Source organism: Vulcanimicrobium alpinum, assembly GCF_027923555.1.
Lineage (GTDB): Bacteria > Vulcanimicrobiota > Vulcanimicrobiia > Vulcanimicrobiales > Vulcanimicrobiaceae > Vulcanimicrobium > Vulcanimicrobium alpinum.
Window position 1 is genome coordinate 2,511,279 of record NZ_AP025523.1, and the last position, 26,215, is coordinate 2,537,493.

Annotated in this window: 23 protein-coding genes; 9 read left to right on the top strand and 14 right to left on the bottom strand. The window is 68.4% G+C overall.

The features are described 5' to 3' along the window. Window positions 1-3: 3 nt before the first annotated feature. Genes WPS_RS12920 through WPS_RS12930 form a run of 3 tightly spaced genes read right to left on the bottom strand, consistent with a single transcriptional unit; the run spans window position 4 to window position 3,358 of the window. Complete coding sequence (locus WPS_RS12920) at window positions 4-639, bottom strand: hypothetical protein (protein WP_317994892.1); 636 nt, start codon at window positions 637-639, stop codon at window positions 4-6. Then, window positions 636-2,192, bottom strand: coding sequence for an SGNH/GDSL hydrolase family protein (locus WPS_RS12925; protein WP_317994893.1), 1,557 nt, complete (start codon window positions 2,190-2,192; stop codon window positions 636-638). Before WPS_RS12925 ends, WPS_RS12920 begins: the two co-directional genes overlap by 4 nt. Further along, entirely contained in the window at window positions 2,189-3,358 is a 1,170-nt protein-coding gene (locus WPS_RS12930) for a hypothetical protein (protein WP_317994894.1), read from the bottom strand. The genes WPS_RS12925 and WPS_RS12930 overlap by 4 nt, the downstream gene beginning before the upstream one ends. Window positions 3,359-3,461: 103 nt before the next feature. Between WPS_RS12930 and WPS_RS12935 the strand changes: the two genes are divergently transcribed. The 5 genes from WPS_RS12935 to WPS_RS12955 all read left to right on the top strand — a co-directional run bounded on the left by WPS_RS12935 (window position 3,462) and on the right by WPS_RS12955 (window position 11,054). Further along, window positions 3,462-5,345 (top strand): ATP-binding protein, encoded by a 1,884-nt coding sequence (locus WPS_RS12935; RefSeq protein WP_317994895.1) that lies wholly within the window; start codon window positions 3,462-3,464, stop codon window positions 5,343-5,345. 121 nt (window positions 5,346-5,466) lie between these two features. Further along, complete coding sequence (locus WPS_RS12940) at window positions 5,467-5,775, top strand: hypothetical protein (protein WP_317994896.1); 309 nt, start codon at window positions 5,467-5,469, stop codon at window positions 5,773-5,775. Between the two features lie 69 nt (window positions 5,776-5,844). Further along, the gene (locus WPS_RS12945) at window positions 5,845-6,633 is read left to right on the top strand and encodes a DNA-methyltransferase (RefSeq protein WP_317994897.1); all 789 of its coding nucleotides are present in this window, start codon (window positions 5,845-5,847) and stop codon (window positions 6,631-6,633) included. A gap of 44 nt (window positions 6,634-6,677) precedes the next feature. Next, entirely contained in the window at window positions 6,678-10,592 is a 3,915-nt protein-coding gene (locus tag WPS_RS12950; RefSeq protein ID WP_317994898.1) for a cobaltochelatase subunit CobN, read from the top strand. A 3-nt stretch (window positions 10,593-10,595) separates the two neighbouring features. Next, a complete protein-coding gene (locus tag WPS_RS12955) occupies window positions 10,596-11,054 on the top strand; it encodes a DUF2721 domain-containing protein (protein WP_317994899.1) in 459 nt (152 codons plus the stop codon). Here the strand turns inward: WPS_RS12955 and WPS_RS12960 are convergent. After that, window positions 11,038-11,730, bottom strand: a complete 693-nt coding sequence (locus tag WPS_RS12960) for a CDGSH iron-sulfur domain-containing protein (protein WP_317994900.1) — start codon at window positions 11,728-11,730, stop codon at window positions 11,038-11,040. The two genes, WPS_RS12955 and WPS_RS12960, sit on opposite strands and share 17 nt — an antisense overlap. Before the next feature lie 140 nt (window positions 11,731-11,870). Here WPS_RS12960 and WPS_RS12965 point away from each other — a divergent pair, with 140 nt between their 5' ends. Then, window positions 11,871-12,953 carry an IS5 family transposase gene (locus tag WPS_RS12965; protein ID WP_317994189.1) on the top strand — a complete coding sequence of 361 codons (1,083 nt, stop codon included), beginning with the start codon at window positions 11,871-11,873 and terminating at the stop codon, window positions 12,951-12,953. A gap of 136 nt (window positions 12,954-13,089) precedes the next feature. Here WPS_RS12965 and WPS_RS12970 read toward each other — a convergent pair whose 3' ends face one another. From WPS_RS12970 to WPS_RS12990, 5 genes are read right to left on the bottom strand one after another with little or no spacing between them, the layout of a single operon-like run. Further along, the gene (locus WPS_RS12970) at window positions 13,090-13,824 is read right to left on the bottom strand and encodes an SIMPL domain-containing protein (protein WP_317994901.1); all 735 of its coding nucleotides are present in this window, start codon (window positions 13,822-13,824) and stop codon (window positions 13,090-13,092) included. A 37-nt stretch (window positions 13,825-13,861) separates the two neighbouring features. After that, window positions 13,862-14,743 carry a serine hydrolase domain-containing protein gene (locus tag WPS_RS12975; RefSeq protein ID WP_317994902.1) on the bottom strand — a complete coding sequence of 294 codons (882 nt, stop codon included), beginning with the start codon at window positions 14,741-14,743 and terminating at the stop codon, window positions 13,862-13,864. Further along, entirely contained in the window at window positions 14,740-16,326 is a 1,587-nt protein-coding gene (locus tag WPS_RS12980) for a Na+/H+ antiporter (RefSeq protein ID WP_317994903.1), read from the bottom strand. Before WPS_RS12980 ends, WPS_RS12975 begins: the two co-directional genes overlap by 4 nt. After that, window positions 16,323-17,579 carry an MFS transporter gene (locus tag WPS_RS12985; protein ID WP_317994904.1) on the bottom strand — a complete coding sequence of 419 codons (1,257 nt, stop codon included), beginning with the start codon at window positions 17,577-17,579 and terminating at the stop codon, window positions 16,323-16,325. The genes WPS_RS12980 and WPS_RS12985 overlap by 4 nt, the downstream gene beginning before the upstream one ends. Then, complete coding sequence (locus WPS_RS12990; RefSeq protein WP_317994905.1) at window positions 17,576-18,193, bottom strand: cytidylate kinase-like family protein; 618 nt, start codon at window positions 18,191-18,193, stop codon at window positions 17,576-17,578. Before WPS_RS12990 ends, WPS_RS12985 begins: the two co-directional genes overlap by 4 nt. 18 nt (window positions 18,194-18,211) lie before the next feature. Here WPS_RS12990 and bchL point away from each other — a divergent pair, with 18 nt between their 5' ends. Continuing rightward, window positions 18,212-19,129: a ferredoxin:protochlorophyllide reductase (ATP-dependent) iron-sulfur ATP-binding protein gene (bchL, locus tag WPS_RS12995; protein WP_405054892.1), complete on the top strand. Its 918-nt coding sequence runs from the start codon at window positions 18,212-18,214 to the stop codon at window positions 19,127-19,129. A gap of 23 nt (window positions 19,130-19,152) precedes the next feature. On the opposite strand, the gene WPS_RS13000 is transcribed toward bchL, so the two are convergent. Genes WPS_RS13000 through WPS_RS13015 form a run of 4 tightly spaced genes read right to left on the bottom strand, consistent with a single transcriptional unit; the run spans window position 19,153 to window position 23,814 of the window. After that, window positions 19,153-20,991: a potassium transporter Kup gene (locus WPS_RS13000; RefSeq protein ID WP_317997546.1), complete on the bottom strand. Its 1,839-nt coding sequence runs from the start codon at window positions 20,989-20,991 to the stop codon at window positions 19,153-19,155. 37 nt (window positions 20,992-21,028) lie between these two features. Next, window positions 21,029-22,066, bottom strand: coding sequence for a hypothetical protein (locus WPS_RS13005; RefSeq protein WP_317994907.1), 1,038 nt, complete (start codon window positions 22,064-22,066; stop codon window positions 21,029-21,031). After that, window positions 22,063-22,236, bottom strand: a complete 174-nt coding sequence (locus tag WPS_RS13010) for a hypothetical protein (RefSeq protein ID WP_317994908.1) — start codon at window positions 22,234-22,236, stop codon at window positions 22,063-22,065. Before WPS_RS13010 ends, WPS_RS13005 begins: the two co-directional genes overlap by 4 nt. Window positions 22,237-22,251: 15 nt before the next feature. Next, a complete protein-coding gene (locus WPS_RS13015; protein WP_317994909.1) occupies window positions 22,252-23,814 on the bottom strand; it encodes a cryptochrome/photolyase family protein in 1,563 nt (520 codons plus the stop codon). Here WPS_RS13015 and WPS_RS13020 point away from each other — a divergent pair. After that, complete coding sequence (locus WPS_RS13020) at window positions 23,804-24,814, top strand: ABC transporter ATP-binding protein (protein WP_317994910.1); 1,011 nt, start codon at window positions 23,804-23,806, stop codon at window positions 24,812-24,814. The two genes, WPS_RS13015 and WPS_RS13020, sit on opposite strands and share 11 nt — an antisense overlap. Here WPS_RS13020 and WPS_RS13025 read toward each other — a convergent pair. After that, window positions 24,798-25,367, bottom strand: coding sequence for a hypothetical protein (locus WPS_RS13025; RefSeq protein WP_317994911.1), 570 nt, complete (start codon window positions 25,365-25,367; stop codon window positions 24,798-24,800). The two genes, WPS_RS13020 and WPS_RS13025, sit on opposite strands and share 17 nt — an antisense overlap. On the opposite strand from WPS_RS13025, the gene WPS_RS13030 reads away from it, so the two are divergent. Then, window positions 25,366-26,199, top strand: a complete 834-nt coding sequence (locus WPS_RS13030) for an ABC transporter permease (protein WP_317994912.1) — start codon at window positions 25,366-25,368, stop codon at window positions 26,197-26,199. The two genes, WPS_RS13025 and WPS_RS13030, sit on opposite strands and share 2 nt — an antisense overlap. Window positions 26,200-26,215: the final 16 nt, after the last annotated feature.

Genomic DNA, 26,215 nt, shown 5'->3' on the forward strand with positions numbered 1-26,215 from the left:
GCGCTAGAAGTCGCTCTCCTTGAGATTCGCCGCCGTGTTGACGTCGTTGAAATCTTCGGTCTCCACGATCGTCGCGCCGGCGAACGTCACCCGCCGCACCGGCAAGTGCGTCGTGCGCGAGAGGTAGACGACGCGCTTGGTCGCGCCGTTGTCGTCTTTGTACGGGGTCGTGACGGTGTCGAACACCGTGCCGTTCACGATCTCTTCGCCGTCGACGGCCGACGGCGCCGTCTTGATCAGCTCGGCGATGTTTTCGAACGACGCCTGATCGACGGTGCCGCCGCGCAGATCGACCGCGCGGCCGTCGTGGATCGAGACCCGCAGATGGATCCCGCTGAGAAAACCGCCCTGGTGGCCGCTCACCGTGTCGCCGCCGGTCCAGGAGGCGCCGCCGCCGCGGCCGGGGCCGCCGGTGATGTCGATCTTGGCGAAGTGCGGCTTCAAGTACGCGTAGCGGTAGGTGCGGTCTTGCACGGCCGCACCTTTGGTCTCGTGCACGCTGATCGTGCACGTGTAACTCGGGATCTTCGCCCACGTCTCCAGAAACGCCGCGGCCGGACCGCTCGGCGCCGCACCCAGGAGTGCGACGCCGAGTCCAAGTGCCGCGACGGGGACGCCGCTCCGTCGTGTGATGTTCATCGTGTGCTGCGAAGAACGTCGAAACCGGAGACGCCGTTCCCCGGTGCGTACGGATCGGTCGCATAGACCGACGCGACGTTCACGTCGGGGATCCCCGCGCCGTACGCCGCGTTGATCGCGTCGATGAACGTGTTCGCGATCAGCGCGTAGCCGGTGTTCGACGGATGCACGCCGTCGAGGCTGAAGAACCCGCCGCGGTAGACGAGGCTGCAGCACTTCGGCGGGTTGACCGGCACGCCGCCGGCGGTCTGGATGGCGACGAACACGGCGTGCTCGTCGACCAGCGCCGCCCCCGTCTCCGATGCCGCCGTGGCGATCGCCGCGTTGTAGGCCGTGTTGAGCTGCTTGACTTCCGTGGCGACGGCGTCACTGACGAACGTCCCCGCGCCGAGCGTGGGCGCGACGGGCGCCGACGGCGGCGTCGTCCCTAACTGCGCCGACGCGGCGGCGAGCGTCGCGAACAGCGCGTTGATGGTGAAGTAGCCGTTCGATCCGAGCCCGGTTTGCGTGGTCTCCTGCGTCGCGTAGGCGGTGGAATACTGCGTCGCGATCGCGGCGGCCGTCGCGGCCGGTACGCCCTTCTGCACGAGCACTGCGGTGATGTACGCCTGGAGCGTCGGCTGGTACGCAGGTTGCGGGATAAAGACCGCCGCACCCATCACCTCGACCAAGTTGGCGACGGCGACCTTCGAGCCCGACGCCTGCATCTTCTGAACGATCGCCTTGATGTCGTCGTGCATCGACTGCGGAGACGTCACCGGCGCCGCACCGCCCGAGAACGCGATCTTGAGCAGGTCGTTCGAACCGAGCCACACCGTTGCGTAGCGCGCGTGGAGCGACGCGGCGGCGTTCACCTGGGTGACGCCGCTGCCGAAGCCGGCGAGGATCGGCCAAAAGTTCTGGCTCTCGCCGTTCACCAGCGCGTTGAGCCCGACGATCGCGGCGGGCGTGTTCCCCGGTGCGATCGTGCAGTCCCCGATCGCGCCCGTCATGAACAGCGCCTCGTGCGCGGTCTGACCGGGGATCGCGACGTCGTACGGTACCGTTCCCGGGCTCAGCCGCAGTTGCAGCGCTGTACCGAATTGGTTCGCCGCCGCCTGCGTGCCGGCGCACGGTGTGCCGATCTGCGCCGGGAACCCCGACGTCGTCGGCGCGAGGAGCCCTCCCAGCCCCGATGGCCCGATGAGCGGGAGCGGTGAGGTCGCCGGGTTCGAGAGCGACGCGAGGCTGGTGCCGTTTGCCTGCGACCAGAGCAGCGCGAAGAACCCGTGTTCCTGCGTCGCCTGCACGCCGGCGGGAGCGATCGTGCCGACCTGCGCGTTCACGCCGAGCGGTCCCGGCAAGTTGACGCCGAGCAGGCCGCCCGACTGCACGCCGGCGGTGAGGCTGTCTCCGATCCCGGCGAAGGTGTTGCCGCTCGCCGGGAGCGTCGGGCCGCCGAGGAGCGTCGCATTCGGCGGGACGACGTTGGTGGTGTTGGTGCCGCCCGAACAGGCACTCAAAAGGAAGGCCGCCGTCGCGATCGCCGCGGCGCTGCGCACGCGCGCGATCACAGCGGGATCACCGTCGGCGAGCCGATGCCGACCTGGAGTTGGAACACCGACGCTTTCAATCCGGCGATCGTCGGACGCGCGTCTTGGCAACCGCTGGGGCCGCCGAGCCGCTGGCACGTAATGCTCGTGATGCCGAGCTCCTTATAGTTCGTCGGTCCGCCGCCCCCGAATATTCCTTGAATGAACGTGTGCTTCGTGAAGCGGTGGGAGACGCCGTAGAGGAAGAGCGCGTCGTACTGCGGGTACGGGTCGATGGGATGATATTGCGGCAACCTCGACGGCTGGAAGAAGACCGTGGTTTTTTTATCGAAGCGGTATTCGACGTAGCCGAGCAAGAAAATCTGCGCGTGATTCGTCTGATTGACGCCGGCCGTGTGGACCAGCCACTGCGGCGCCGCCGTGATCGTCGCGAACATCCGCGGCGTCGCGAGAAACGGCAGCGTCACAGGCAGGAGCCAAAACTGTTCCGTACGGGCATGCGCCTCCGTCGGGAAGCCGTTGAACTCGAACTTGATGACGTCGTCGTTTCCGCCGATCGTCGCGGTGCGCGCGATGTACGTTGGTGAGATCACGATCGGCAGCACCTTGCCGCCGGGCATCCCAATGGTGATCAGGTTCTGATCGAGGACCGTCAGGATCTTGTTCTTCGTGACGTTGTCGACAAGGCCGGTGTTGGTCGTACCCAGCGACGCGCCGGGCAGGTTGGTGCCGGGTCCGGTGTAGCCTTGCAGATAGAGCGGGACATTCCGAAAGCTGAATCCGAGCGGCGTATCTTCGAACTCGAAGTAGCCGGCCTGGACGCGATTCGTATGCGAGAACGCGTATCCGAATCCGACGTCCATGCCGCCCGGAACGTTCGGCGTGTACTTGAGGTCGCCGTAGTCGTGCGTGAAGTGCACGTCCGCATTGTAGGTGAAGCCCTGCGGCAGCGAGGGCTTGTGGATCGGCGCCTGCGGGGTGCCGACCGGGTTCGCTTGAGCGACATCGGAGGGATCGAGTCGATCCCGGTCGCCGAGGAGTGCGCGCTGCAGGGTCGCATTGGCGGGAGCGAGGAGCCCGGCTTGAAGGGCGCTGGCCTCGCCCGCGTCCGCGCGAGCGGCGAGCGGCGCGAAGACGATCGACGCGCACAGCAATGCGCCGACGACCGCCAACGGACGGTAAATCATGCCGCGCGCTTGCGCGGGGTGGAGGAAGGTTCCTTCACAAAACGATAATCTCCATGATCGGTTTCGCGGGTGGCCCGCCGGCCGGCGCGAAATGACGCCCGCGATGTCGTTGCGTGCCGCCGTCGCATGGTTTCCATTCGTCGCCCTCGTCGGACAAGACGAAGCGAAGCTCGCACTGACGCTCGCCGCGATCGATCCGCGGATCGGCGGCGTCCTGCTCTCGGGTCCGAAGGGAACCGGGAAGACGACGCTCGTGCGCAGCGCCGGCGAGCTGCTGCCGGTGCTCGAACGCGCGACCTGCGCGTACGGCTGCGATCCGCGCGGCTCGAGCCTGTGCGCGGAGTGCGCGGGGCGCGAAGCACGCGGCAAAGCGATCCCGGCCCGCAAGTCGCGCGGCACGATCGTCGAGCTCCCGTCGAACGCCCAACTCGACGACGTCGTCGGCGCGATCGACCTGCGCTCTGCGCTCGAACGCGGCGCGGTCACGTTCCGGCCCGGCCTGCTCGCTGCCGCCAACCGCAACGTCCTCTACGTCGACGAGATCAATCTGCTCTCGGACGTCGTCGTCGACGCGCTGCTCGACGCGGCCGCGCAGGGCGTCGTGCACGTCAAGCGCGGACAGCACGCGATCGACTATCCGTCGCGGTTCGCCTTGGTCGGAACGATGAATCCCGAAGAGGGCGAACTCCGCCCGCAGATCACCGATCGCATCGGCCTGCGCGTCTTCGTCGCCGCCGCGTCCGATCCGGCGGAGCGCCGCGAGATCTACCGCCGCAACGCGGCGTTCACGCGCGATCCGCACGCCTTCGTCACGGCGCACAAGAAAGCGACCGACACCTACCGGCGGCGTCTTGCGAAGGCGATCGCGCTGCTCCCCGGCGTCGTCGTCTCCGACGACGCGGAGCGCGTCGCGATCGAAGCGGTAACGCGGTTGGGAATCGACAGCCATCGCACGGAGATCGTCGCGCTCACCGCCGCCGCCGCGCATGCGGCGTGGCACGGACGCACGACGGCGACGGCCGACGACGTCGCGGTGGTGTTTCCGCTCGCGGCGCGTCTGCGGCGCAGCCGTCTGCGCGTCGAGGCGCTCTCCGAACATCTCGCGGAAGACGCCGCGATCGCGCAGGCGCTGGAGGCGACGGCCGGCGAGAACGATGCGAGCGCGGCGCAGAACGACGCGCTCTCGGGCGGGACGACGACGATGGTCTCGCCGGCGCTGACCGCGCGCGAACCGGCGAAAGCCCGCCCGCAGCGCGAACGCGAAGGCGACAGCGTCGCAACCGCACCGCTCGCCTCCGGCGGACGCATCGACGTCCCGGCGACGCTGCTCGACCGCGGCGTCGCGGCGCGCGCAGGGATCGCTCCCGAACCGAAGGAGCGCGTCGACGTGACGACGCCGGCGCGGCTGACCGTGCTCGTCGTCGACGCCTCGCTCTCGACGCGCGAGTCGGCCGCGGCGGTGAAAGCGGCCGGCCGCGAACTGCTGCGCCCGGTCTATACGGAACGCGAACGCGCGGCGCTGGTCTCGTGCTGGGGCCCGTTCGCCGAGATCGTCGTCGACGAGAACACCGGGCGCAACGTCGACCTCGTCGCCGCGCGGCTGGAAGAACTCGAGCCCGGCGACGTGCGCGCGCTCACTCCGCTCCCGGGCGCGCTCGAACACGTGCGCCGCATCGCGGACCGTTTCCGCCGCGCGAATCCTGGCGGCACCGTCGACGTCGCCGTCTTCAGCGACGGCCGCGCCAACGTGCCGCTCGGCGATCCCGCGGACGTCGCGAACGCGCTGGCGGCGGGCGATGCGCGCGCGCTGGGCGAGACGGCGGCTGAACAATGCCGCGCGCTCGCCGGCGTGATCGGTACGCGCGCGCACCTCACATGCGTCAACCTCGACGCCTACGAAGCGCACCCGCTGATGCGCGAGATCGCCGAGATCGGACGCGGCCGATACTTCGCTCTCGCCGACGTCGTCGCGCGCATCTCCTCTTAAAAAGTTGCACAAAAATCCGATGAGTGGTATAAGGGAACCAACCAACAGCCGGCGGTCGCCACTGCCGGTCTCCGCGCGTTCGTGACAACCGCGGACGCGGAAAGGAACGGTTTCACCACCGATGGCTGCCAAGAAGGCTGCTGCGCGCAAGAAAACGGCGCGCAAAGCCACCACGCGCAAAAAAACCGCGCGTAAGACCACCGCTCGCAAGAAAACGTCGGCCCGTAAGAGCACGAGCCGCAAGACCACCACCCGGAAGAAAGCCGCTCGCAGGACGACGGCGCGCAAGAAGACCAGCGCGCGCAAGAGCACGAGCCGCAAAAAGACCGCGCGCAAGACCACGGCGCGCAAGAAGTCCGTCCGCAAGGCCGCGCGCAAAGCGGCGCCGCGCCGGAAGACGGCCGCTCGCCGCAAGAAGGCCGCAGCCTAGGTCCAACCTCCGGTGAGGTAACGGAGCGCGGCGCGAGGAAACTCGCGGCGCGCTCTTCTTTTTTTTCCCGTGCGGGTCTCGTCGTTGCTCGATTCGTTCTCCGGCAGCACCTCCGATACGGTCCTCACCGGCGACGCGCTCACGCTGCTGCGGGGCGTTCCCGACGCATCGGTCGATCTGGTGATCGCCGACCCGCCGTACAATCTGGGACCGAAGTTCGCGGGCGCACCGCAATGGTCGCGCGATCCGAATTGGAACGGCTGGTGCCGCGCCTGGCTCGCCGAGTGCGAGCGAGCGCTGCGGCCCGGCGGCGCGATCTTCGTCTTCGGCATCCACCACTACGCGTGCTATCTCCAAGTCGCGCTGTACGACCTCGGCCTCGCGTACCGCCGCCAGTTCATCTGGTATTACGAGAACGGCTTCTCGCGCTCGACGACGATGCCGAGCACGCAGTACGAGCCGCTGCTGTGGTTCACGAAGGGCGACGGTTTCACGTATCACGTGCTGCGCGAACCGTACAAGAGCAGCGAGCGGCTGCGGCATGCGATCGTGAAGAACGGCAAGGTGTGGACGCCGAACCCCGCCGGGCGCATCGCCGGCGACGTGTGGCGTTTCCCGGTCCTCGCCGGGCGCCGCTTCGCGCACGAACGGGTCGCGCACCCGACGCAGAAGCCGCTCGCCCTCGCCGACCGCATCGTGCGCCACTTCTCGAACCCGGGCGAATTCGTGCTCGTCCCGTTCGCCGGCTCCGGCACCGAGTGCGTCAGCGCGCAGCGGCTCGGCCGCCGTTTCCTCGGCTTCGAGATCTCCCCCGAGTACGCCACCCTGGCGAACACCCGCCTCCGACGGCCACGGTGAGCCTCGTCACCGGTGGGAGCGGCGCGGTGCCGTAGCGTCTGGCTATGAAGGTCGTCGGCTATTCGTCGTGGGCTCCCGATGAGCGCGCCAATGCGATGCGGCTCGCGTTCAAGACGCTCCGCGAGCGGACCGGCGAGGACTGGACGCTCGAGCACTTCGGCGCTTCCGACTTCAACGATCCAGCGGCGCTGGGCCGGTTGCGCGAGGCGATTCGCGGCTGCGACATCCTGGTCGGCTGGCAGTCGATGACGATCGACACGGTCGAACGCCTCGCCCTGCTGCTCACCGAGATGGAACGCGCGGGCGAGCTCCCCCGCCAGAAGATCCTCTGGTACGACATCCCCGACGCCCGCTTGCAGCGGCTCATGTTCTCGTCGCTCGGCTTCACGTTCGACATGAACAAGTCGAACCCGATGCGCGAGATGTCGATGGCGATCAAGCGCTTTCAGGCGAAGGCGAAGGGCGAGACGATCGACGTCATGTGGGAGGCGCGCCAGGGCTTCCTCGGCATGCAGAAGATGGTCGGCGCCGCGCCGCTGATGGCGAAGCTGCTCAAGAAACCGGTCTTCAAGTCGCTGGTGCTCGTCGGCTACTGGAACAACCGTTCCGTCAAGAACGTCGGCAACATGTTCCTCTATCTCATGCAGCACTTCATGGGCCGCAACGTCGGCGAGGTCGAACTGCCGGAGAAGGTCGAGAACGAAGGGATCTATCATCCGGCGCACGCCGGACTGTTCCAGAAGCCCGAAGAGTATCTCGCCTGGTACGAGCCGTGGTTCGCGCAGACGTACGGCAAGAAACCGTGGGACCGCGTCGGCTTCGTGACCCACGACCTCTTCCTCCCCGACTGGAACCACCCGACGCTCGACGCCGCGATCGGCGCCTGGGAGCAGCGCGGCGTCGGGGTGATCTGCTCGATGACCGCGGTCTTCAACGCGCACGTGGTCTCGCGCGGACACCTCATCGACAAGGCCGGGAAGCCGCTCGTCAACGCCCTCTACCACAACGTGCCGCTGTATCTGGCCGGCTCGATGTTCGCCGGCAACCCCGACGCGTCGATCGCATTCATCCACGACCTGGGCGACCCGCGCGTCTACACCTCGCCGGTGAACGCCGCGATGTCGCGCGCCGATCTCGCCGCGTCGAAGTTCGGCGTCGCGTCGCTGGAGTACATCGGCAACGTCGTCACGCCGGAGACCGAAGGGATCCAGCCGTTACCGCCGGTCTGCTCGCGCGAGCATACCAGCGAGGACGTGAGCGCGCTCGAACCGATCCCCGACCGCATCGATCTGGTCGCCGACACGACGACCCGCTGGCTGCGGCTCGCGTCGACGCCGAACGCCGAGAAGAAGCTCTCCTTCTTCGTCTACAACTTTCCGCCGGGCCCGGGCAACGTCGGCGTCGCGTACTTTCTCGACGTCGCCGGCTCGCTGCGCGAAGCGCTCCTCGCGCTCAAAGCCGACGGGTACGCCGTCGGGGACACGCTCCCCGAGTCGGACGCCTCGATGTCGCACGAACTGCAAGAGATGTACGCCGGGCGGCGGACGATCGGTGCCGTCTCGTCGGCGGAGATCCGCGACTGGGTCCACGATCTGCCGCGCCAGTACGAAGTGCTCTTCTACGATGTGTGGGGGCAGCCGGCACCGACGATCCCGATCAAAGGCCTGCGCTTCGGCAACATCCTCGTGCTGCTGCAGGACATGCGCGGAATGGAAGACCTCTCGGTGATCCACGACAAGCAGGCGCCGCCGTCTCCGTGGCTCATCGCATCGTATCGTTACGCGACGCGGCGTTTCCAGGCCGACGCGATGGTGCACGTCGGAACGCACGGGCTGGTCGAGTGGGCGAAGGGCAAGGAGTGGTGCCCGGTCGCCGGCGATTACCCGGAATACCTCATCGACGGCACGCCCCACGTCTACCTGTTCAACGTTCTCGATCCGGTCGAAGCATCGATCGCGCGGCGCCGCTCGTACGCGACGATCGTCTCGCACCTGTGCCCGCCCTTGCGCGCGACCGAGGGCAGCGAGGATCTGCGCGCGCTGCACCGCCTCGTGCACGACTACTACAACACTCTCGCCGAGGACGCCGAGAAGAAAGCCGACCTCGCGGAGGAGATCGCGCATCTCGTCGAACGCAGCGGGTTGCGCATCGAAACGGCGGGCGATACGCGCCTGGCCGTCGGTGACGACCAGCGCGCCTACGTCGCGCGCGTCCACGACGAGCTCGTCTCGCTCGAAGGCGAGTTCTCGCCGGCCGGCCAGCACGTCTTCGGCCGCAACCTCTCCGACGAAGACCGCGAGACGACGTTCAACGCCTGCCTCGAAGCCGGCGACGTCGACCTGTTCCGGCTGATCGCATCGTGCTACGGTGTCGACTACGACCGGCTGGCCCGCGACCCCGAAGGCCGCGATGCCGACGGCGCGTACCACCACGATCTGCTCGACGAGATCCGCGACGTCGGCCGCGATCTGATCGCCGCCGAGGTGATGCGCCCGAGCGGCGCGGCCGGCCGCGGCGCGATGACGGGGCTGTTGCAGGCGCGCACGGTCGGTTCGCGCCGCCTGCAGAAATCGCCGTACGACGTCGAGCAGCTCGAAGCGTTCGTCGAACGCGCGCGCGTGCTGTGGCACGAGCTCGGGCGCGTCGGGGAGGCGGAGAAGCGCGGCTTGCTGCAGGCGCTCGCAGGACGGTACCTCGAGCCGTCGCCTGGCGGTGAGATCGTCGGCGACTGGAGCGTGCTCCCCACCGGGCGCAACATGGCGTCGACCGACGTACGGATGCTGCCGCGCGAAGCGGCGCAGCGCAAAGCGAAGCGCACCGTCGAACAGGTCCTTGAAGCGGCGCTCGCCGAGCGCGGGCACTATCCCGAAGCGGTCGGCGTCGTGCTGTGGGGCTCGGAGATCCTCGAGTCGGAAGGCGTCGGGATCGCGCAGGCGCTCGACCTGCTCGGCGCACGCGTCGCGAAGGACAAGTTCGGCCGCGCCGAACGCGCCGAGCTGATCTCGCTGGATGAACTCGGCCGGCCGCGCATCGACATCGTCGCGAGCGCCTCGACCGTCTTCAAGAACACCTTCCCCGGCGCGGTGCGCATCATCCACGAGGCCGCGCAGCTCGCCGCCGACGCGAACGAGCCGCCGGAGTGGAACTACGTGCGCAAGCACAACGCCGAAATGGCGGCGCACGGGCTCGATCAGGTGCTGCTGCGCGCGCGCGTCTTCGGGATGGCCGAGGACGCGTTCATGGGTCAGGTCGGCGCGATGCTCGATCAAGGCACCTACGACGACTACAAGGACATCGGCAACGCCTGGCTCAGCGACAACGGCAACGCGTTCATCCCGACCTTCGCCGCGATCCAAGTGACGCCGGCGCACGAGATTCAAAAATATCTGGTCGCCAAGGTCGAGGTGATCCAGCAGCCGCTGGTCGCGATGGGCGCCGGCGGTCCGGTGAAGGAAGACATGTTCGCGTCGTTCACCTCGGCGTTCGGCGCCGCGAAGCGGACGATGGGGCAGGACGACACGATGATCGTCGTCAGCGACCTCACGCGGCGCGAGCCGGTCGTGCGCAACTTCCGCAACGTGGTGGTGAACGGCGTCCTCAACCGCTACCACTCGAAGGACTGGCGCGACCGGATGCTCGCGCACGGCTACTCCGGGGTGCTCGAGTTCGGCGACGTGATGAAAGCGATGCGCTCCACCGAAGCGGCGCTCGGCAACACGATCTCGCCGGAACTCTGGAAGCGGACGGTCGAGGTGACGCTCGGCGAGTGGGAACGGATCGCCGATGCAAATCCGCACAAGACGCGCGAGATCGGCGAGGTGCTGCTCGACACCCGCAAGCGCGGAATGTGGGAAGACGCCGAACTCGAGCAGGCGCTCAAGAACAAACTCAACGAACTCGACGCGGACGTCGAACTCGCGACGTACCGCAAGCAGATCGCCGGCGCGGCCGGCGACTGACCGATGACGCCGGCCCTCGCGATCATCTCGGCGATGATCACGCCGGCGCTGCTGATCTTGGCGTCGGCGTCGCTGGTGGCGTCGGCGCTGGTCCGGCTCGCGCGCGCGGTCGATCGCGTTCGCGCGCTGATGGCCGCGATCGCCGAGGGAAGCTACGCGAGGCTCGGCACGGACGCCGCTGCGCTCGACGGCTGGCTCGTGCGCTTCGAGATGCGCGCGCTCTACGCCGAGCGCGCGATCGCGCTGTTCTTCGGCGCGGTCGCGATCTTCATCGCGGGCTGCCTGGCGATCGCGATCGACCGCGCCGCGGGCAACACACTGACGTGGCTGCCCGTCAGCCTCATCATCGTCGGGATGCTGGCCCTGCTCGGCGGCGCCTTCGCGATGGTCGCCGAATCACGTCTCGGCGGCGACCAGATTCACGACGAGGTACGGATCGCGCGCGCTAGAATCCGTCCTTGAACGCGATGTCGGCATGGGTGCCGTCGCAGAACGGCTTGTTGGTCGAAGCGCCGCAGCGGCACAGCGTGACGCGGTTGCGCACTTCGTAGGTGGTCCCGTCGGACGAGGTGATGGGGATGCCGCCGCGCACCCACAGCGGACCGCTGCAGTCTTTGCCGGGATCCTCGACGAGTTCGATCGACGGCGCGGACTCCGGCTCGATCGCCGCGCCGGTGGTTTTGTCGCGCACGACGAGCCGGCCCGACGGGCAGTGCGTCGCTTCGTGCTCGACCAGCGCGCGGGCCCCGGCCTCGTCGGTCCGTTTGATCAGTTTCCAGATCGAGCCGTGCGGATCGCAGAAACGCGCGAACGCGCAGAGCGCGTCCGCATCCTGCAGGACCATCGCCGGCCCTTCGATCGTGGTCGCCTGCGCGGCGTACGGTTCGCGTGAAGCCGTCTCCGTGCCGTCGAAGCCGATGCACGCGTGCGTGCCGTCGCAGAACGGCTTGTTCGCCGATCGGCCGCAACGGCACAGCGCGTACTTTTCACCCGCGTCGATCGCACGGCCGGGCTGCCACTCCTCGGAACCGCCGTCGGCGTCGTACGCGATCGTATCGACCTGCAGCGGAACCGCGCCGTAGACGAGGTACGGGCCGTTTTCGGTGATCGTGATGCGGGGCGTTCGCTGGTCGCTCATCGTGGAGATTCCTTTTGCGGAGGTTCTTCGGGCTGCGTTTAGCAGGCCGATGAAAAATCGGCCGAGTTGATGTTGGCGTGACGGCGTTTTTCGCGTATTATAAGAGCAAGTCTCCTCATACCTTGGTGAGGTTGCGGCCGATGCGGACTCATGATGAGCAGCGTGCATCCGTTTGGACGACGTTGCAGCCGGAAGACACCGTGCCCGGCGATCATCCGTTGCGCCCGATGCGCGTGATGGTCAACGAAATTCTGCGCGAACTCTCGCCGGAGTTTTCCAAGCTCTACTCCCGACGGGGCCGGCCATCGATCGCGCCGGAGAAGCTGCTGCGAGCCTTGCTGTTGCAAATGTTCTACTCGATCCGCAGCGAGCCGATGCTGCTGGAGCAGTTGCGTTACAATTTGCTCTTTCGTTGGTTCGTGGGCTTGAGCATGGACGACAAGATCTGGGACCCCTCGACGTTCAGCAAGAACCGCGATCGGTTCTTGAATGGCGAAATCTCCGAGCGGTTCTTCGCCGCCGTGGTCGAGCGGGCGCGTGCCGACGAACTGCTCTCGAACGAGCATTTCACCGTCGATGGGACGCTAATCGAGGCGTGGGCCAGCCACAAGAGCTTTCGGCCCAAGTCGGACGACGAACCGCCGACCTCGAGCGGCGGTCGCAACGAGGGCGTGAACTTTCGTGGCCGGCCGCGCAGCAACGAGACGCACGTCTCGAGTACCGATCCGGACGCGCGGTTGTACCGCAAGAGCAGCGGCGCGCCGGCGATTCTCGGCTATCTCGGACATGCTCTGATGGAGAATCGCAACGGCTTGATCGTCGGCGTGAAGACCACTCGCGCGACCGGGATCGCCGAACGCGAAGCAGCGCTGGAATTGATTCGCGGGGTCAGCGGAAGCAACCGAATCACGCTCGGCGCCGACAAGGCGTACGATACCAAAGACTTTGTCGAGGCGTTGCGAGCGCTCAACGTGACGCCGCACGTTGCTCAAAATACGACCCGTCGCCGCAGCGCGATCGACCGCCGAACCGTCCGCCATCCGGGCTACACGGTGAGTCAACGCAGGCGCAAGTTGATCGAGGAGAGCTTCGGGTGGGGCAAGACGATCGGCCGATTGCGCAAGGTGCATTTCCGCGGGCTTGATCTGGTCGGCGACATTGTGCGCTGGACGGCCGCGGCGTACAACTTGATCAGGATACGCAATCTGAGGGCCGCGACATGATGCGAAGTGATGCTGACCCGAGGGGCGTTTTCGAGATGAACCGCTCGGCAACGGGCTTCGAGGGGTCCGCCGACCTCCCGAAAACCGTGCTGAACGGGCAGTTCGCGAACCACGCGCCGATTTTTTCACGGGGCTGTTAGAGGGCGCGGCGCCGCTGCGACGCATCCGGCGCCGCGATCGCGAACGTCACCGATTCGACGACCGAGACGCGCGCCGTGAGCGTGTCGACGTCGACGTATTGACGGCCGCTGGGGTCGAGCGGCGAACCGTCGCTCGCGCATCCGCCGGTTTCGACGACGCCGGCGACGCTCCCGAGCCCGACGCTTGCCGAAGCGGCGATCGCTTGGGCTTTGCGGCGCGCATCGGCGAGCGCCGCCGCGCGTGCGGTCTGCTCGACCATCGCGCAGTCGTCGAGACGGGCGAAGAACTGGACGCCGTCGATCGCCGTCCCGGGGTGGCTCTGCACATACGCCGAGGCCGCGCGTGCGATCGACGCCAGTTTCGCCGGCGACGCGTTGCGGATCGTGCCGCGCAGCTGCGTCGGTTGGTTGGGCCCGAGGGAGATCTGCGGCCCCGGAATACCGACTGCCGCGTCGTCGATCCCGGCGGCTTTCATCGCGGCGAGCACGGAGTCGTCCTGCGCGGGCCCGCGCGCGGCGGCGGTGAAGCCGAGCATCTTCGCCGCAACGCGGGCGACCCCGCGGCCCTGCACGACGATCCCGCCGCCGGCCAGAGCCGGCGGATGCGCGACCGGCATGACCGGCATCATCGGCGGCGCAATCTGCGCCATGCGCACTGGCGGCGCGGCCGGCGTTTGCGCGCTCGTCGCGAGCGGGATGAGACAAGCGCACACCACGAGCCGCACGATCATCGTCATGCCGCTTCGTCGTCCCACCGCCGATTCCGGTTCACGATCGGGGCGGCAGTTCGATGGGCTCGGCGTGACGGGCCAGCAAGCGTTTGAGAAAGGCGTCGTGCTTGTACGAGGAGGCGTTGCCGAACACGATCGCCGTGTCGGCGTCGGGGACGATGTAGAGCCCTTGGCCGCCCGCGCCGGAGGCGTAGACGACGCCGTCGGCGAGCCACCAGCCCAGACCGTAGCGCGGGTTCGCGGCCGAGCCGGCGAAGCAGCGCGCGAGCGATGCGCGCGCGACGATCTCGCGACCGCCGGCCGTCCCGCCGTCGCGCACGAACGCACCGTACGTCAGCCACGCGCGCGCGGTCAGAAACGCGCCCGTCGGCAACGGCTGCGTTCCGTCGGCGAGCGACCGCCACGACGCGACCGCAACGCCGGCGGGGTCGAGGATTCGCTCGCGCAGGTACGCGTGCGGCGTCAAGTCGCGCGGCGCGAGCTTCGCCGCGAGAACGGCCCCGAAGACCTGCAGCGGAATCCCGCCGTAGGTGAACGTCGTCTCCGGCGTCGTCTTCAGCGGCGTCGCGAGCGCTTTCGGGTACGCCGGCACTGCCGTGCCGAGACCGCCGAAGCCGATCCCGCTGGTGAGCTGGAGCAGATCGCGCAGCGTCACCGCGGCCTTCTCGCCGCTGCGCCAATCGGCGAACGTCGTGCCGACCGGCTCGTCGAGCGCGAGCAGCCCATCGTCTTGAGCGGCGACCGCGGCGACGCCCCAGAAGCTTTTCGTCCCGCTGTAGAGCGCATGCGGCTTATCCGCGCTCCACCCGTTCGCGTAGTGCTCCGCCGCGATCTCGGCGCCGCGCTGCACCACGAACGCCTGCAGCCCGTGACGTTCGGCATACGCGAGCGCGGCGTCGAGATCGAGCGCGCGCGTCATTCCAGCCGCGACTCCGCGAGGTCGAGCTGCCACTCGACGTGACGGTACGCGTCGTCGGTGATCGTGCCCGCCCCGCGCAGTTCGAGCAACGCCCGGCGTTCGGCCCGATAGGCTTCGCGGCGCAGCCGCGTCTCGATCTCGTGCAGCGCTTCGTCGGAAGCCGTGTCGAGGTTGCCGTCGACGTGCGTGCTGAAGTGGGCGATCCGTTGATCGTAGTCGGCGGCCAGGCGTCCGACGATCTCCCACTCAGCCGGCGATGAGAACGTACTCTCGAGCTCCTGCAGCCGAGCACGTACCGCTTCGGCGGTGCGCACGCGCGCCAGCGCGACGCCGCGCGCCACCGCGTCGTCGGTCTCGACGACGTTCCAGCGCCGGATCAGCACCGGCAGCAGCAGACCTTCGCCGACCAGCGTCACGACGATCACCACGAACACGACGAACAGGATCAGATCGCGCTGCGGAAAGCTGACCGGGAGCGCAAGTGCCGCGGCGAGCGAGACGATCCCGCGCATCCCGGCGGTCCCCAGCACGAACGTGACCTGCCACGGCGGATCGGGGCCCTCGCGTTCGCGAACGCGCGGCGAGAGCGCACGGCGCAGCCGCGAGACGGGGAAGACCCACGCATAGCGCGCCGCGACGACGACCGCGGCGATCCCGAGCGACCACAGCGCGAGCGTCGACGGCGAATACGCGCCGAGCGCCGCGACGATCGAACGCAGCTGCAGGCCGATCAGCACGAACGCGGCGCCGTTGAACGTGAAGAACAGCAGGTTCCACACCGCGCTCGCCGCGATGCGGCTGTCGGCATCGAAGATCCGGCTGGACTTGCGGCTGAGCATCATCCCGCCGCTCATCGCGGCGAGGACGCCCGATGCATGCAGCGCGTCGGCGGGGACGTAGAGCGCGAACGGCGTCACCAGCGAGAACGCCACCGCGATCGTTTCGTCCGAGAGCCCGGAGCTGCGAATCCAGCCCAGGACGCGTGCGAGCAGGATCCCGCCGCCGATCCCGATCCCCAGGCCGACGACGACGACGTAGACGAACTGCGCGAGCGCCAGGCCGAGGGAGAACGTCCCGGTCACGACCGCGGCGACCGCGAACGCGTAGATGACGAGGCCCGACGCGTCGTTCACCAGACTCTCGCCGTTGATGATCGCCGCGAGGCGGCGCGGCAAGTTTAATTCTTCGGCGATCGCGTCGGCCGCGACCGCATCGGTCGGCGAGAGGATCGCGCCGAGGACGAATCCGAGCGCCAGCGGGAAGCCCAGCAGCCAGTGCGCCGCGTAGGCGACGCAGAACGAGGTGAAGATCACGAGGCCGATCGCCAGCAGCAAGATCGGCTCGCGATAGTGCAGGAACGAGCGAACGTCGGTCGTCCAGCCGTCGCCGAAAATCAGCGGCGGCAGGAACAGCAAGAAGACCAGATCGGGTTCGAGCACGATCGTCGGTGCGCCCGGAACGAACGCGAGCAGCACGCCTCCCAGCACGAAGACGATCGGATACGGAACGTGCATCCGCTTCGCGACGAGAGCGAGCGCCACGATCGCCGCAAGAAATGCCGTGATCAAAACGCCCGCGCTCACGCTTCGCTCACCTCCGGCCGCCCGAGCGCAATTGCCAGCGCCACGGCGGTTGCGAGGATTCCGGCGAGGACCAGCGTCATGCGCAATTGCAGCACCGTCGCGATCGAGCCGATGATGAGCGAACCCAGCGGAACCAGACCGAGCAGGATCATCGAGTACACCGAGACGGCACGGCCGCGCATGTCGTCGGGCGAGAGCGTCTGCAGCAGAATGTTCGACGATCCGATGAACGACAGCGTTGCCAGACCGATCACCGTCAGGATTCCGGCCGCGGGCCAGAACTGCGAGGTCAGTCCGAGGATCCCCACCCCGGCCGAAGTCACGATCGCCGACACCGCCCAGATGATCCCGCGCCGTTCGCCGCCGGTTGCGGCGGTGAAGAACGCACCGCCGATCGCGCCGACGCCGCTCGCCGCCATCAGCCAGCCGAGGCCCGCGGCGTCGGTATGGATCACGTGGACCGCGTACGCCGGCAAGAGAAAGTTGTACGGCCGGACGGTCAGCGACGTGACGACGAGCAGCAGCACCACCCAGCGCAGGACGGGATGCGCGGCGAGAAATCGGACTCCCTCGAGGATCGCGCCGAAGACGTGTCCGCGGATGCGGCTCGACGGCGGCGCCGGTTTCATGAAGCCGAGCGCGATCACCACCGCGAGCGTCGTCGCGGCGTTCACCAGATAGCACGGCGCGACACCGATCCACGCGATCAGGATCCCCGCCAGCGGGGGTCCGACGACGCTGGGCGCATTGAACGCGATCGAGTTCAAGCCGATCGCCGCGGCGACGAACTCACGCGGCACCATCAGCGGGACCCAGCTCTGGCGAGCCGGCGCGTCGAACGACTGCGTCGCGGCCTGCAGTCCGCTGGTGATCATGAGCGTCCACAGCGGCGCGTGCTTCGTCGCGATGAGCACGAAGACGAGGAACGACAGCACCACCGTCGCCAGGTTCGTGATCAGCAGAACCAGACGCCGGGGATACCGGTCGGCGACGACGCCGGCGAACGGTGAGAGGATCAGCACCGGCACCGCGCGCGCCGCGCCGATCAGCCCGATATTGAGCGCGCCGATGCGGTCGTCGGGCGCGAGCGACGCGACGTAGTAGCCGAGCGCCGTGAACTGCATCCACGTGCCGAGATTCGAGACCAGCAGCCCGCCCCAGAGCAGGCGAAAATCGCGAAACGCGAACGCACCCAGCGTGCTCGGACGCTGATCGGGGACGCGCGGTTCGCTGCCGCCTCCCGGCGGCCTCACGCGCTCGCTGCCCGCACCGCCGCGACGATGAGCGTCGCGGTTCCCGTCACGCCGAAGCGCGACGTGTCGAGAACGATGTCGTAGTTGCGCGGATCGCCCCAGGTCACGCGATAGTGTTCCTTCGCGTAGGTGCGCCGCGCCTCGTCGATGCGGGCGATCTCGGCACGCGCGGTGTGCTCGTCGCACTGGAGCGACTCCATCACCCGCGCGATCCGCCACGGGAGCGGAGCGCTCAAAAAGACGCGCACGACGTTGGACCACTCGCACAGGATCGTTCCGGCGACCCGGCCGAGGATGATCGCGTTGTCCTCCGCGGCGATCTCGCGCACCAGCGCGTCGATCCCGCGCCGCGTCTCGCGCGCCAGATCGCGGTCGGTCGTGACGCTCGGCTGCGCCGTCTCCGGCAGCGCCCCGCCGAGCTGGTCGAGGACGCGCTGACCGAACGGGCGCGGCCGGTCGGAGACGGTCTCGACCATCTCCGCCGACGTCCCCAAGCGCGCGGCGACCACGACCGGGAGCTCCTCGTTCACGAGCCGGTAGCTGGTCTGCTCGGCGACGAGCCGGCAGACGTCGAGGGCCGAAGCGCCGTAGGCGCGCGAGACCGTGACGATCACGGCCGCCCCTTCGACCGGGTGACTGCTGTCACCGTTGGCGCGGGGCCGCCCCGAGTACCGTCGTGGAAGGGACGAGGCGGACTCGCCCGGAGGATGGACATGCTCAAGATCGCGGTTTACGGCAAGGGCGGGATCGGCAAATCGACGTTCTCGTCTAATCTCAGCGCCGCGTTCGGCCGGGCCGGCAAGAAGACGATCCAGGTCGGCTGCGATCCCAAGCACGACTCGACGTTCACGCTCACCGGCGATCTCATCCCGACCGTCGTCGAGGTGCTCTCGGCGGCGAAGTTCAAATCCGACGAGATCGAGCGCGACGAGATCATCTTCCCCGGGAAGTACGGCGTCGATTGCGTCGAGGCGGGCGGACCGCCGGCGGGTGCGGGCTGCGGCGGCTACGTCGTCGGCGAGACCGTGAAACTGCTCGAGAAGTTCGGCGTCTACAACGACTACGACGTGATGGTGTTCGACGTGCTTGGCGATGTCGTATGCGGCGGGTTCTCCGCGCCGCTGCAGCACTCCGAGCAAGTCATCATCGTCGCCACCAACGACTTCGACTCGATCTTCGCCGCCAACCGCATTGCGACGGCGATCGGGATCAAACAGCGCAGCGGCGGCGGAACGCTGGCCGGGATCGTCGCGAACCGCGCGTCCAACGCCGAACTGGTCGGCCCGTACGCGCAGCGCATCGGCTCCGTCTGCCTCACGTGCATCCCCGAAAACGACAGCGTGCGCAAATCGCGCCTCACCGCGCAGACGGTGTTCGAACAGGATCCCAGCGGCGAACTCGGCCGGCCGTGGACGGCACTGGCGGCGCGGCTCCTCGACGGCGTCCCGCTCGTCGTCCCCACGCCGATCCCCGAACGCGAGCTCTTCAAACAGCTCGGCGCGGACTACGTCCGCCCCGCCGACATCCCCGCCCCCGCGATGGCGGTGTAGTCCGCGCGCGACGCGCGCGCACGTCAGATCGCGACGGTGATGCCGAGTTCGATGCGGCGTTCGGCGAGGATGCGCAGGTCGTCGGGGAGCGGGCGCGAGTTGCGCTGGAGGGCGGCGAACAGTTCGCGCCGCCAACTCGGCATGCCGCCGGGGACGAGCTGTTCGATCTTCGGGTCGGCGTAGAAGAACGACGTGTCGTCGCGGTCCAGATCGAGCCCCGACACGCCACAGGAGCGCAGAATCGGTTCGATCCGCGGCGATTCCATGTAGCCGAAACGCGCGACGACGCGCACCAGCCGCAGCGAGAGACGCTCGATCGTCACGCGTTCGCTGTCGGCGAGGTACGGCGTCGAGGCGCGGGTGATGTTGAGGACGACGATCCGCTCCTCTTGCGCGCGCTCGCGCACCCAGCGATGCCGTGCGAGGAACGGGACGCCACGCGGATCGGGCGTCAAGAACACCATCGTCCCCTTCTCGCCCATCCCTGAGGGCAGTTTGTCGAGCACCTGCTCGAGCGGAATCTGCTGTTCCGCCAGCGCTTTCGAGAGCGCCCGCCGTCCCTCGAGCCACGTCGTGCTGATCACGACGATCACCGCGCTGATCGAGATCGGGATCCACCCGCCGTCGAAGAACTTCGGCAGCGACGCGACCACCAGGCTGCCGTCGACGAGGACGAACCCGACGACCAGCGCGAGCGAGAGCGCGCGGTTCCAGTGCAGCACCTTGGTGATCACAACGAAGTAGACGATCGACGTGCACAACATCGTGAACGCGACCGCGAGTCCGTAGGCGGCGGCGAGCCGGTCGCTCGAGCGGAACGCGATCACCAGAACCGCGCAGCCGATCCCGACCACGCCGTTGATCGACGGCACGAACACCTGGCCCTTGTAACGATACGACGTGTGCTTGACGTCGACGCGCGGCGCGAGGTTGAGCGCGATCGCCTGCTCGACGAGCGTGAACGTTCCCGAGATGAGCGCCTGCGACGCGATCACCGTCGCAGCCGTCGCCAGCACGACCATCGGAATCAAGAGCGGCGCCGGGGTGAGCGCGTAGAACGGGTTGGCGAGCGCGTTGGGGCTCTCGAGCAGTTTCGCGCCCTGACCGAAGTAGTTCAGCACCAGCGCCGGAAAAACGGCGGCATACCAGCCGAGCATGATCGGACGGCGGCCGAAGTGCGAAAGGTCGGCGTAGAGCGCTTCGACACCCGTCACCGCTAGCACCACACCGCCCAGGATGATGAAGCTCGCGAAGCCGTGCGCGGTGAGCATCCGCGCCGCGTGGCGCGGATCGATCGCCCAGAGCACTGCCGGCTGGCGTATCAGTGCGATCGTCCCGAGGATCGCGATCGCGGCGAACCACACGAGCATCACCGGGCCGAAGAGTTTGCCGACCCGCTCCGTCCCGCGACTCTGCACCGCGAAGAGCATGAGCAGCACGATCAGGGAGATCGGGACGACGTAGGGCTGCGCCGCCGACGAGACGACGCTAATCCCCTCGACCGCCGAGATCACCGAGATCGCGGGCGTGATCATCCCGTCACCGAGCAGCATCGACGCGCCGACGATGACGACGATCGTCAGCCCGGCCGAGCGGATCATCTTCCCGAACTCCGGCGGCGGCGAGGCGAGCGCGAGCAGGGCGAGGATCCCCCCTTCACCGTCGTGGTCGACGCGCATGATGAAGGTGACGTACTTGATGCACACCACGATCACGAGCGCGTAGAACAGCAGCGAGCAGATCCCGAGGACCGACTCGGGCGACGGCTTCGCGTCGGCGAGTTGGAAGCACGTCTTGAGCGTGTAGAGCGGGCTCGTCCCGATGTCCCCGAATACCACGCCCATCGCCGCGACGATGAGCATCACAGGGGTGCGCGACCGCGTCTGGCTCACTGGACCCCTACTCGGCGGCGCCGCCGCCGGTTCCCTCCGCAACGAGCGCCGAGCCAAGGGACCGGACGCCGATCAAGCCGAGCGCGATCGCGCGCGCGACGGCGCGGGCGCGCGAGTTGACCCCGAGCGTCCCGGTGACGCGTGCGACGTGCGTTTCGACCGTGCGCGACCGGCGCGTCGGCGCCGACGTGCGAACACCGGCGGAGGAAGCCCGGACATCATCGGTCAGACCCGAGGCCGTCGCATCGTCGGCGTGCTCGCGCAGACAGCGCGCGTCGGCGGCCGGATCTCGCGCGCGGTCGAGATGAAAGACGGCCGGCCGCAGACGTCCCGCGCGGCCGTACGCACCGGCGGCGTCGGTGTGCCGCATCGCGAGCGTTCGTTCGTCGAGGCGGCGCGCGAGCGCATCGCGCACCAGCGGATGCACGCGATATCCGCGCTGCACCGGCGCGACCAGCACCCCGTCGCCCTCGAGCGCCGATACCCGCGCGGCGAACGCCGTGTCGCCGGGCGCGACGATCTGGAGTTCGATCGTCTCGTACGCGAGTGCGGCATCAAGGAGCGCGCGATCGTCGGCGGCGAGGCCGGCGAGTCGGCGGCCGACCAGTTCGTCGAGCAGCGTCGCGCAGGACGAGGCGCGCGCAGCTCGAGCGAGACCGGCGGCGGCATGCGCCGCACGAGCGCGCGGGCGAACGCGCCGAAATCGGGACCGGGAATATGCGCGTCGTCGACGACGATCCGCAGCGGCACGTCGACGTGTTCGAGTTCGCGTGCAAACGACGCGCCGAGCTGCGCGGCGTGTGCGCTCGTCGGCGAGGCCGAGCGTCACGCGTCCGACGTCGGGCCGCACGGTGCGCACGCGTTCGATCAGCGGCGCGACGAAGGCGCCGGCCTCCCAGGGCTGCGCGTCGTACCATGCCGCCGACGGGTCGCCCTCGAGGGCGGCGCGCACCGTCGTCGTCTTCCCGTATCCCGCGGCTGCCTGCACGACGACGAGCGTCGCTTCGCGCAGCGCAGCGTGCAGCGCCGCGGGGACCGCGCTCATCCGTCGAGTTCGCGTTCGATCGTTTCGCGCTCGAGTACGCCGCGCGTCTTCTTGCGTTCGTCCGGTTCGATCGGGCCGGCGCTGCTCTTCTGCCGCACCGCCAGCCACCGTTCAGCCCCCAGCCTCCCCGCGGGCGGCGGCGCCGGTTGCTTCTTCTTTCCCTTGGCCATCGCGGCGAACTCCCCTCACACCGGCGCGCCGGCCCGCATCCGTTCGCGAAGCAGCCTCGCGCGTTCCCGCACCGCAACGCGCCAGGCCGCGGGACGGCCGGCCCAGGCGCGGACGATCACGCGCATCCGATGGTTGGCGGCGAAGCGCCGCTCGTTGCGCGCGATGAAGTCCCAGTAGAGCGCGTTGAAGGGACACGCGTCCTCGCCCGTCGCCTGCTTCGGATCGTACCGGCAGCGCCCGCAGTAGTTCGACATCTTGGCGATGTAGTTCGCCGAGGCGGCATACGGCTTCGTCCCTACCAGGCCGCCGTCGGCGTGCAGCGCCATCCCGATCGCGTTGGGCGCCATCACCCAATCGTAGCCGTCGACGAACATCGCGTGAAACCAGTCGTGCGCCTCGCGCGGAACGACGCCCGCGATCAGCGCGAAGTTGCCCAGCACCATCAGCCGCAGGATGTGATGCGCGTAGGCCGTCTCGCGGACGTGCGAGACCGCTTCCCGCATGCAGAACATCCGCGTCTGCCCGTCCCGGTAGAATGCGGGGAGCGGCAGGTCGGCGCCGAGCGCGTTGCGCTCTTTGTATTCCGGCATCCAGCACCGGTACGTCCGCCAGACGAACTCGCGCCACCCCAGCACCTGCCGTACGAAGCCTTCGACCGACGCGAGGCGCGCGCGCCCGCTGCGGAACGCGAGTTCTGCGCGCTCCACGACTTCGAGCGGGTGCAGCAAGCCGACGTTGATCGCGGCGGAGAGCAGGGAGTGCGACATCGCGCGTTCCCCCGCGACCATCGCGTCCTGCCACGGCCCGAACGTATCGAGCCGGCGTTCGCAGAAATCGTCGAGCATCGCCAGTGCGTCGGTGCGCGTCACCGGCAGATCCCAGTCGCCGATATCACCGGGGTGATCGCCGAAGTGCGTCTCGACCGTTGCGATCGCGCCGCGCGTGATTGCGTCGGGCGGGAACGTCGCGCGCGGCGCAAACCGCAGGCCCGTCTTCGGCGGCGGGCTGCGGTTCTCGCGATCGAAGTTCCATCGGCCGCCGGCCGGCTCAGCCCCGTCCATGAGCACTCCGGTCTTCACCCGCATCGCACGGTAGAACGTCTCCATCGTCACCCGCGCGCCGTCGCCGCGCAGCAGGCGATCGTAGTCCTCCGGCTCGCTCACCACGTTCGAGGGCGGCGTGACGTCGACCGGCAGGCCGTGCTCGTGCGCGAGCGCGCACAAGCGCTCGGTCATCCCCCATTCGCTCTGCTCTTCAATGCGCAGGCGCGACGGCGCCGAAACGGCGACGTGCGCGGCGAACGCCTGCGCGAAGTCCGGCTGTTCCGCCCGGTAATCGACCCGCCACCCGGCGGCGCGCAGGTCCTCCGCGAAATGGCGCATCACCGCGTAGATCAGCACGAGCTTGCGCTTGTGGTACGGAAGCATCGCACCGCGCGCGACCGACTCGATCATCAGCACGATGCTGCGCGCGGGATCGGCCCCGGCCAGGGCGGAGTTGCGCACCGAGCACTGGTCGCCGGTGATCCAGATGGTCGTCGGCCCGTCCGCCGAATGGTCTGCAGTCATGCCGATCATCGAGACGCGCGATCTCCGCAAGGTGTTCCGGACCCTCGTCCGGCAGCCGGGCGTCGCCGGCTCCCTGCGCACGCTCCTCTCGCGGACGTACGAAGACAAGGTCGCGGTCGAGGGCGTGACGATGGCGCTGGAGGCCGGCGAGCTGGTCGGCTACATCGGCCCCAACGGCGCGGGGAAGTCGACGACGATCAAGATGCTCACCGGGATCCTCGTCCCGACGTCGGGCGAGGTCCGCGTCGCCGGGCTGGTCCCCTACGAGCAGCGCCGGCGCAACGCGCGCAACATCGGCGTCGTCTTCGGGCAGCGCTCGCAGCTGTATTGGGATCTGCCGCTGATCGAGTCGTTCGAATTGCTGCGCGCGATCTACGGAATCCCGAAGGAGCGCTACGCCGCGAACCTCGCGCACTTCACCGAGACGCTCGACATGGGCCCGTTCTTGCAGACGCCGGTGCGCCAGCTCTCGCTCGGGCAGCGCATGCGCGGCGACTTCGCCGCGGCGATGCTGCACGATCCGCGGGTCGTCTTCCTTGACGAGCCGACGATCGGCCTCGACGTCGTCGCGAAGGAAGCGATCCGCGAGTTCGTCGCCCGCGTGAACCGCGATCGCGGGACGACCTTCATTCTGACCACGCACGATCTGGCCGACGTCGAGCGGCTCTGCCGCCGCATCGTGCTGATCGACCGCGGCACGCTCGTCTACGACGGCGAGATCGACGCGCTGCGCGACCGCTACGGCACGCACCGCACGCTCGTCGTCACGTTCTGCGAGAGCTATCCCGACGTGGCCGTCGAGGGCGCGGAACTCGAGTCGCGCGAGGGGACGACGGCGCGCCTGCGCTTCGACCGCCGCACGACCTCCGCCGAAGTGCTGATCCGGCGGGTCGCCGACCGCTACTGCATCAGCGACGTCTCGATCGAAGAGCCCGAGCTCGAGTCGATCATCCGCCGGATCTACCTGGAAGGCTACACCGAGGCGCCCGCGCTTACGGCACCCGCATGATGAGCTGGGAGTGCGAGGTCACGCCGAAATTTCCGACCGACGACTGATGGTCGGCGTTGTCGCTGTGGTAGATCAGCACGAGCTGCGTTCCCGTCGCGAGCTGCAGCGGCGAGAGGAGTGCGAGCGATCCTTCGCCCTGCGCGTCGGTGCTGAAGCTGTTCTGCGTGCCGACGACGTCGAGCGGCGTGAACACGGCGCCGGTGCGCACCGCGAGCTGACGCAGGAAGAGGCTGTAGCGCCCGTTCGGCAGCAGGTGATGGAACGCGGTGCGCACGCGCACGCCCTGCGGCGTTTGGTCGATCGTCGCGGTCCCCGCGCCGGTGCGCCAGACGCCCAGCACGGCTTTGAGCGAGTCGCCGTGCGCGTTGTAGAGCGGCGCGGCGTCGCTGTCGTTGTCGGTCGGCGGACGCAGGCCGTAGTCGTGGCCGCCGTCGCCGGTGAGCGCCTGCGCGCTCGCGTCGCGGACGAAGACCTGCGGCGGCTGCGCGGTGGTGGCGGGCGTGACGGGCTGAAACGTCGCGGTGACCGCGGCGAGAAGCGCAAGGGCTAGCATGTCGGTAATACGTACCGTCCCGCTCCGCCGTTCCCTCGCCGACGCGATCGCGCCGTACACGGCATTCGCGGCAAAGGCGTTCTCGCGTGAAGCGACCTACCGCATGGAAGTTTTCACCAACATCGGGTCGCTGCTGGTGCGGCTGTATCTGATGAAGGCGGTGTGGACGGCGCTCTACGCCCAAAACGCAGCGCCGGCGGGCGTGCCGCTCCACGCGATCCTCACCTACACGTGCGTCGCGCTGCTGATGTCGCTGGTGCTCGAGATCGACGGCACCCGCGCGATCCGCGAGAAGATCCGCGAAGGGACGATCGCCACCGACCTGATGAAGCCGATCAGCCTGCCCCTGTACTTCTTCAGCGACGGGGTGGGGATGACGCTGCTGCACGCGGTGCTGATCGTCCCGGCGCTTCTCGCCTCGCTGCTGATCGTGCACATCGACGTGCCGCCGCCCGGCGTGCTCGTGGCGTTCGCGCTCAGTTTCGCAATCGGCTACCTGGTCAATTTTCTGCTGAACTTCCTGATGAACTGCGTGGCGTTCTGGACCCTGGAGACGTTCGCGGTCCAGCTCATGGTGCGCTGGGTGAGCGACTTGCTCAGCGGCCAGATCGTGCCGCTGATCTTCATCCCGGGTGCGCTGCAGAACGTCGTGCTCGCCCTGCCGTTCGCCGCGATCTACTCGACGCCGCTGCTGATCTACGTCGGGACGATCCCGCCGTCGGCGTACCTGCGGGCGATGGCCCTGCAGGTGGTGTGGTTCGCGGCGTTCGCAGTGCTCTCGTGGCTGGTGTGGCGGGCCGCGCAGCGGCGCGTCGTCGTTCAAGGCGGCTAACGCGCTCGCGGTCCCG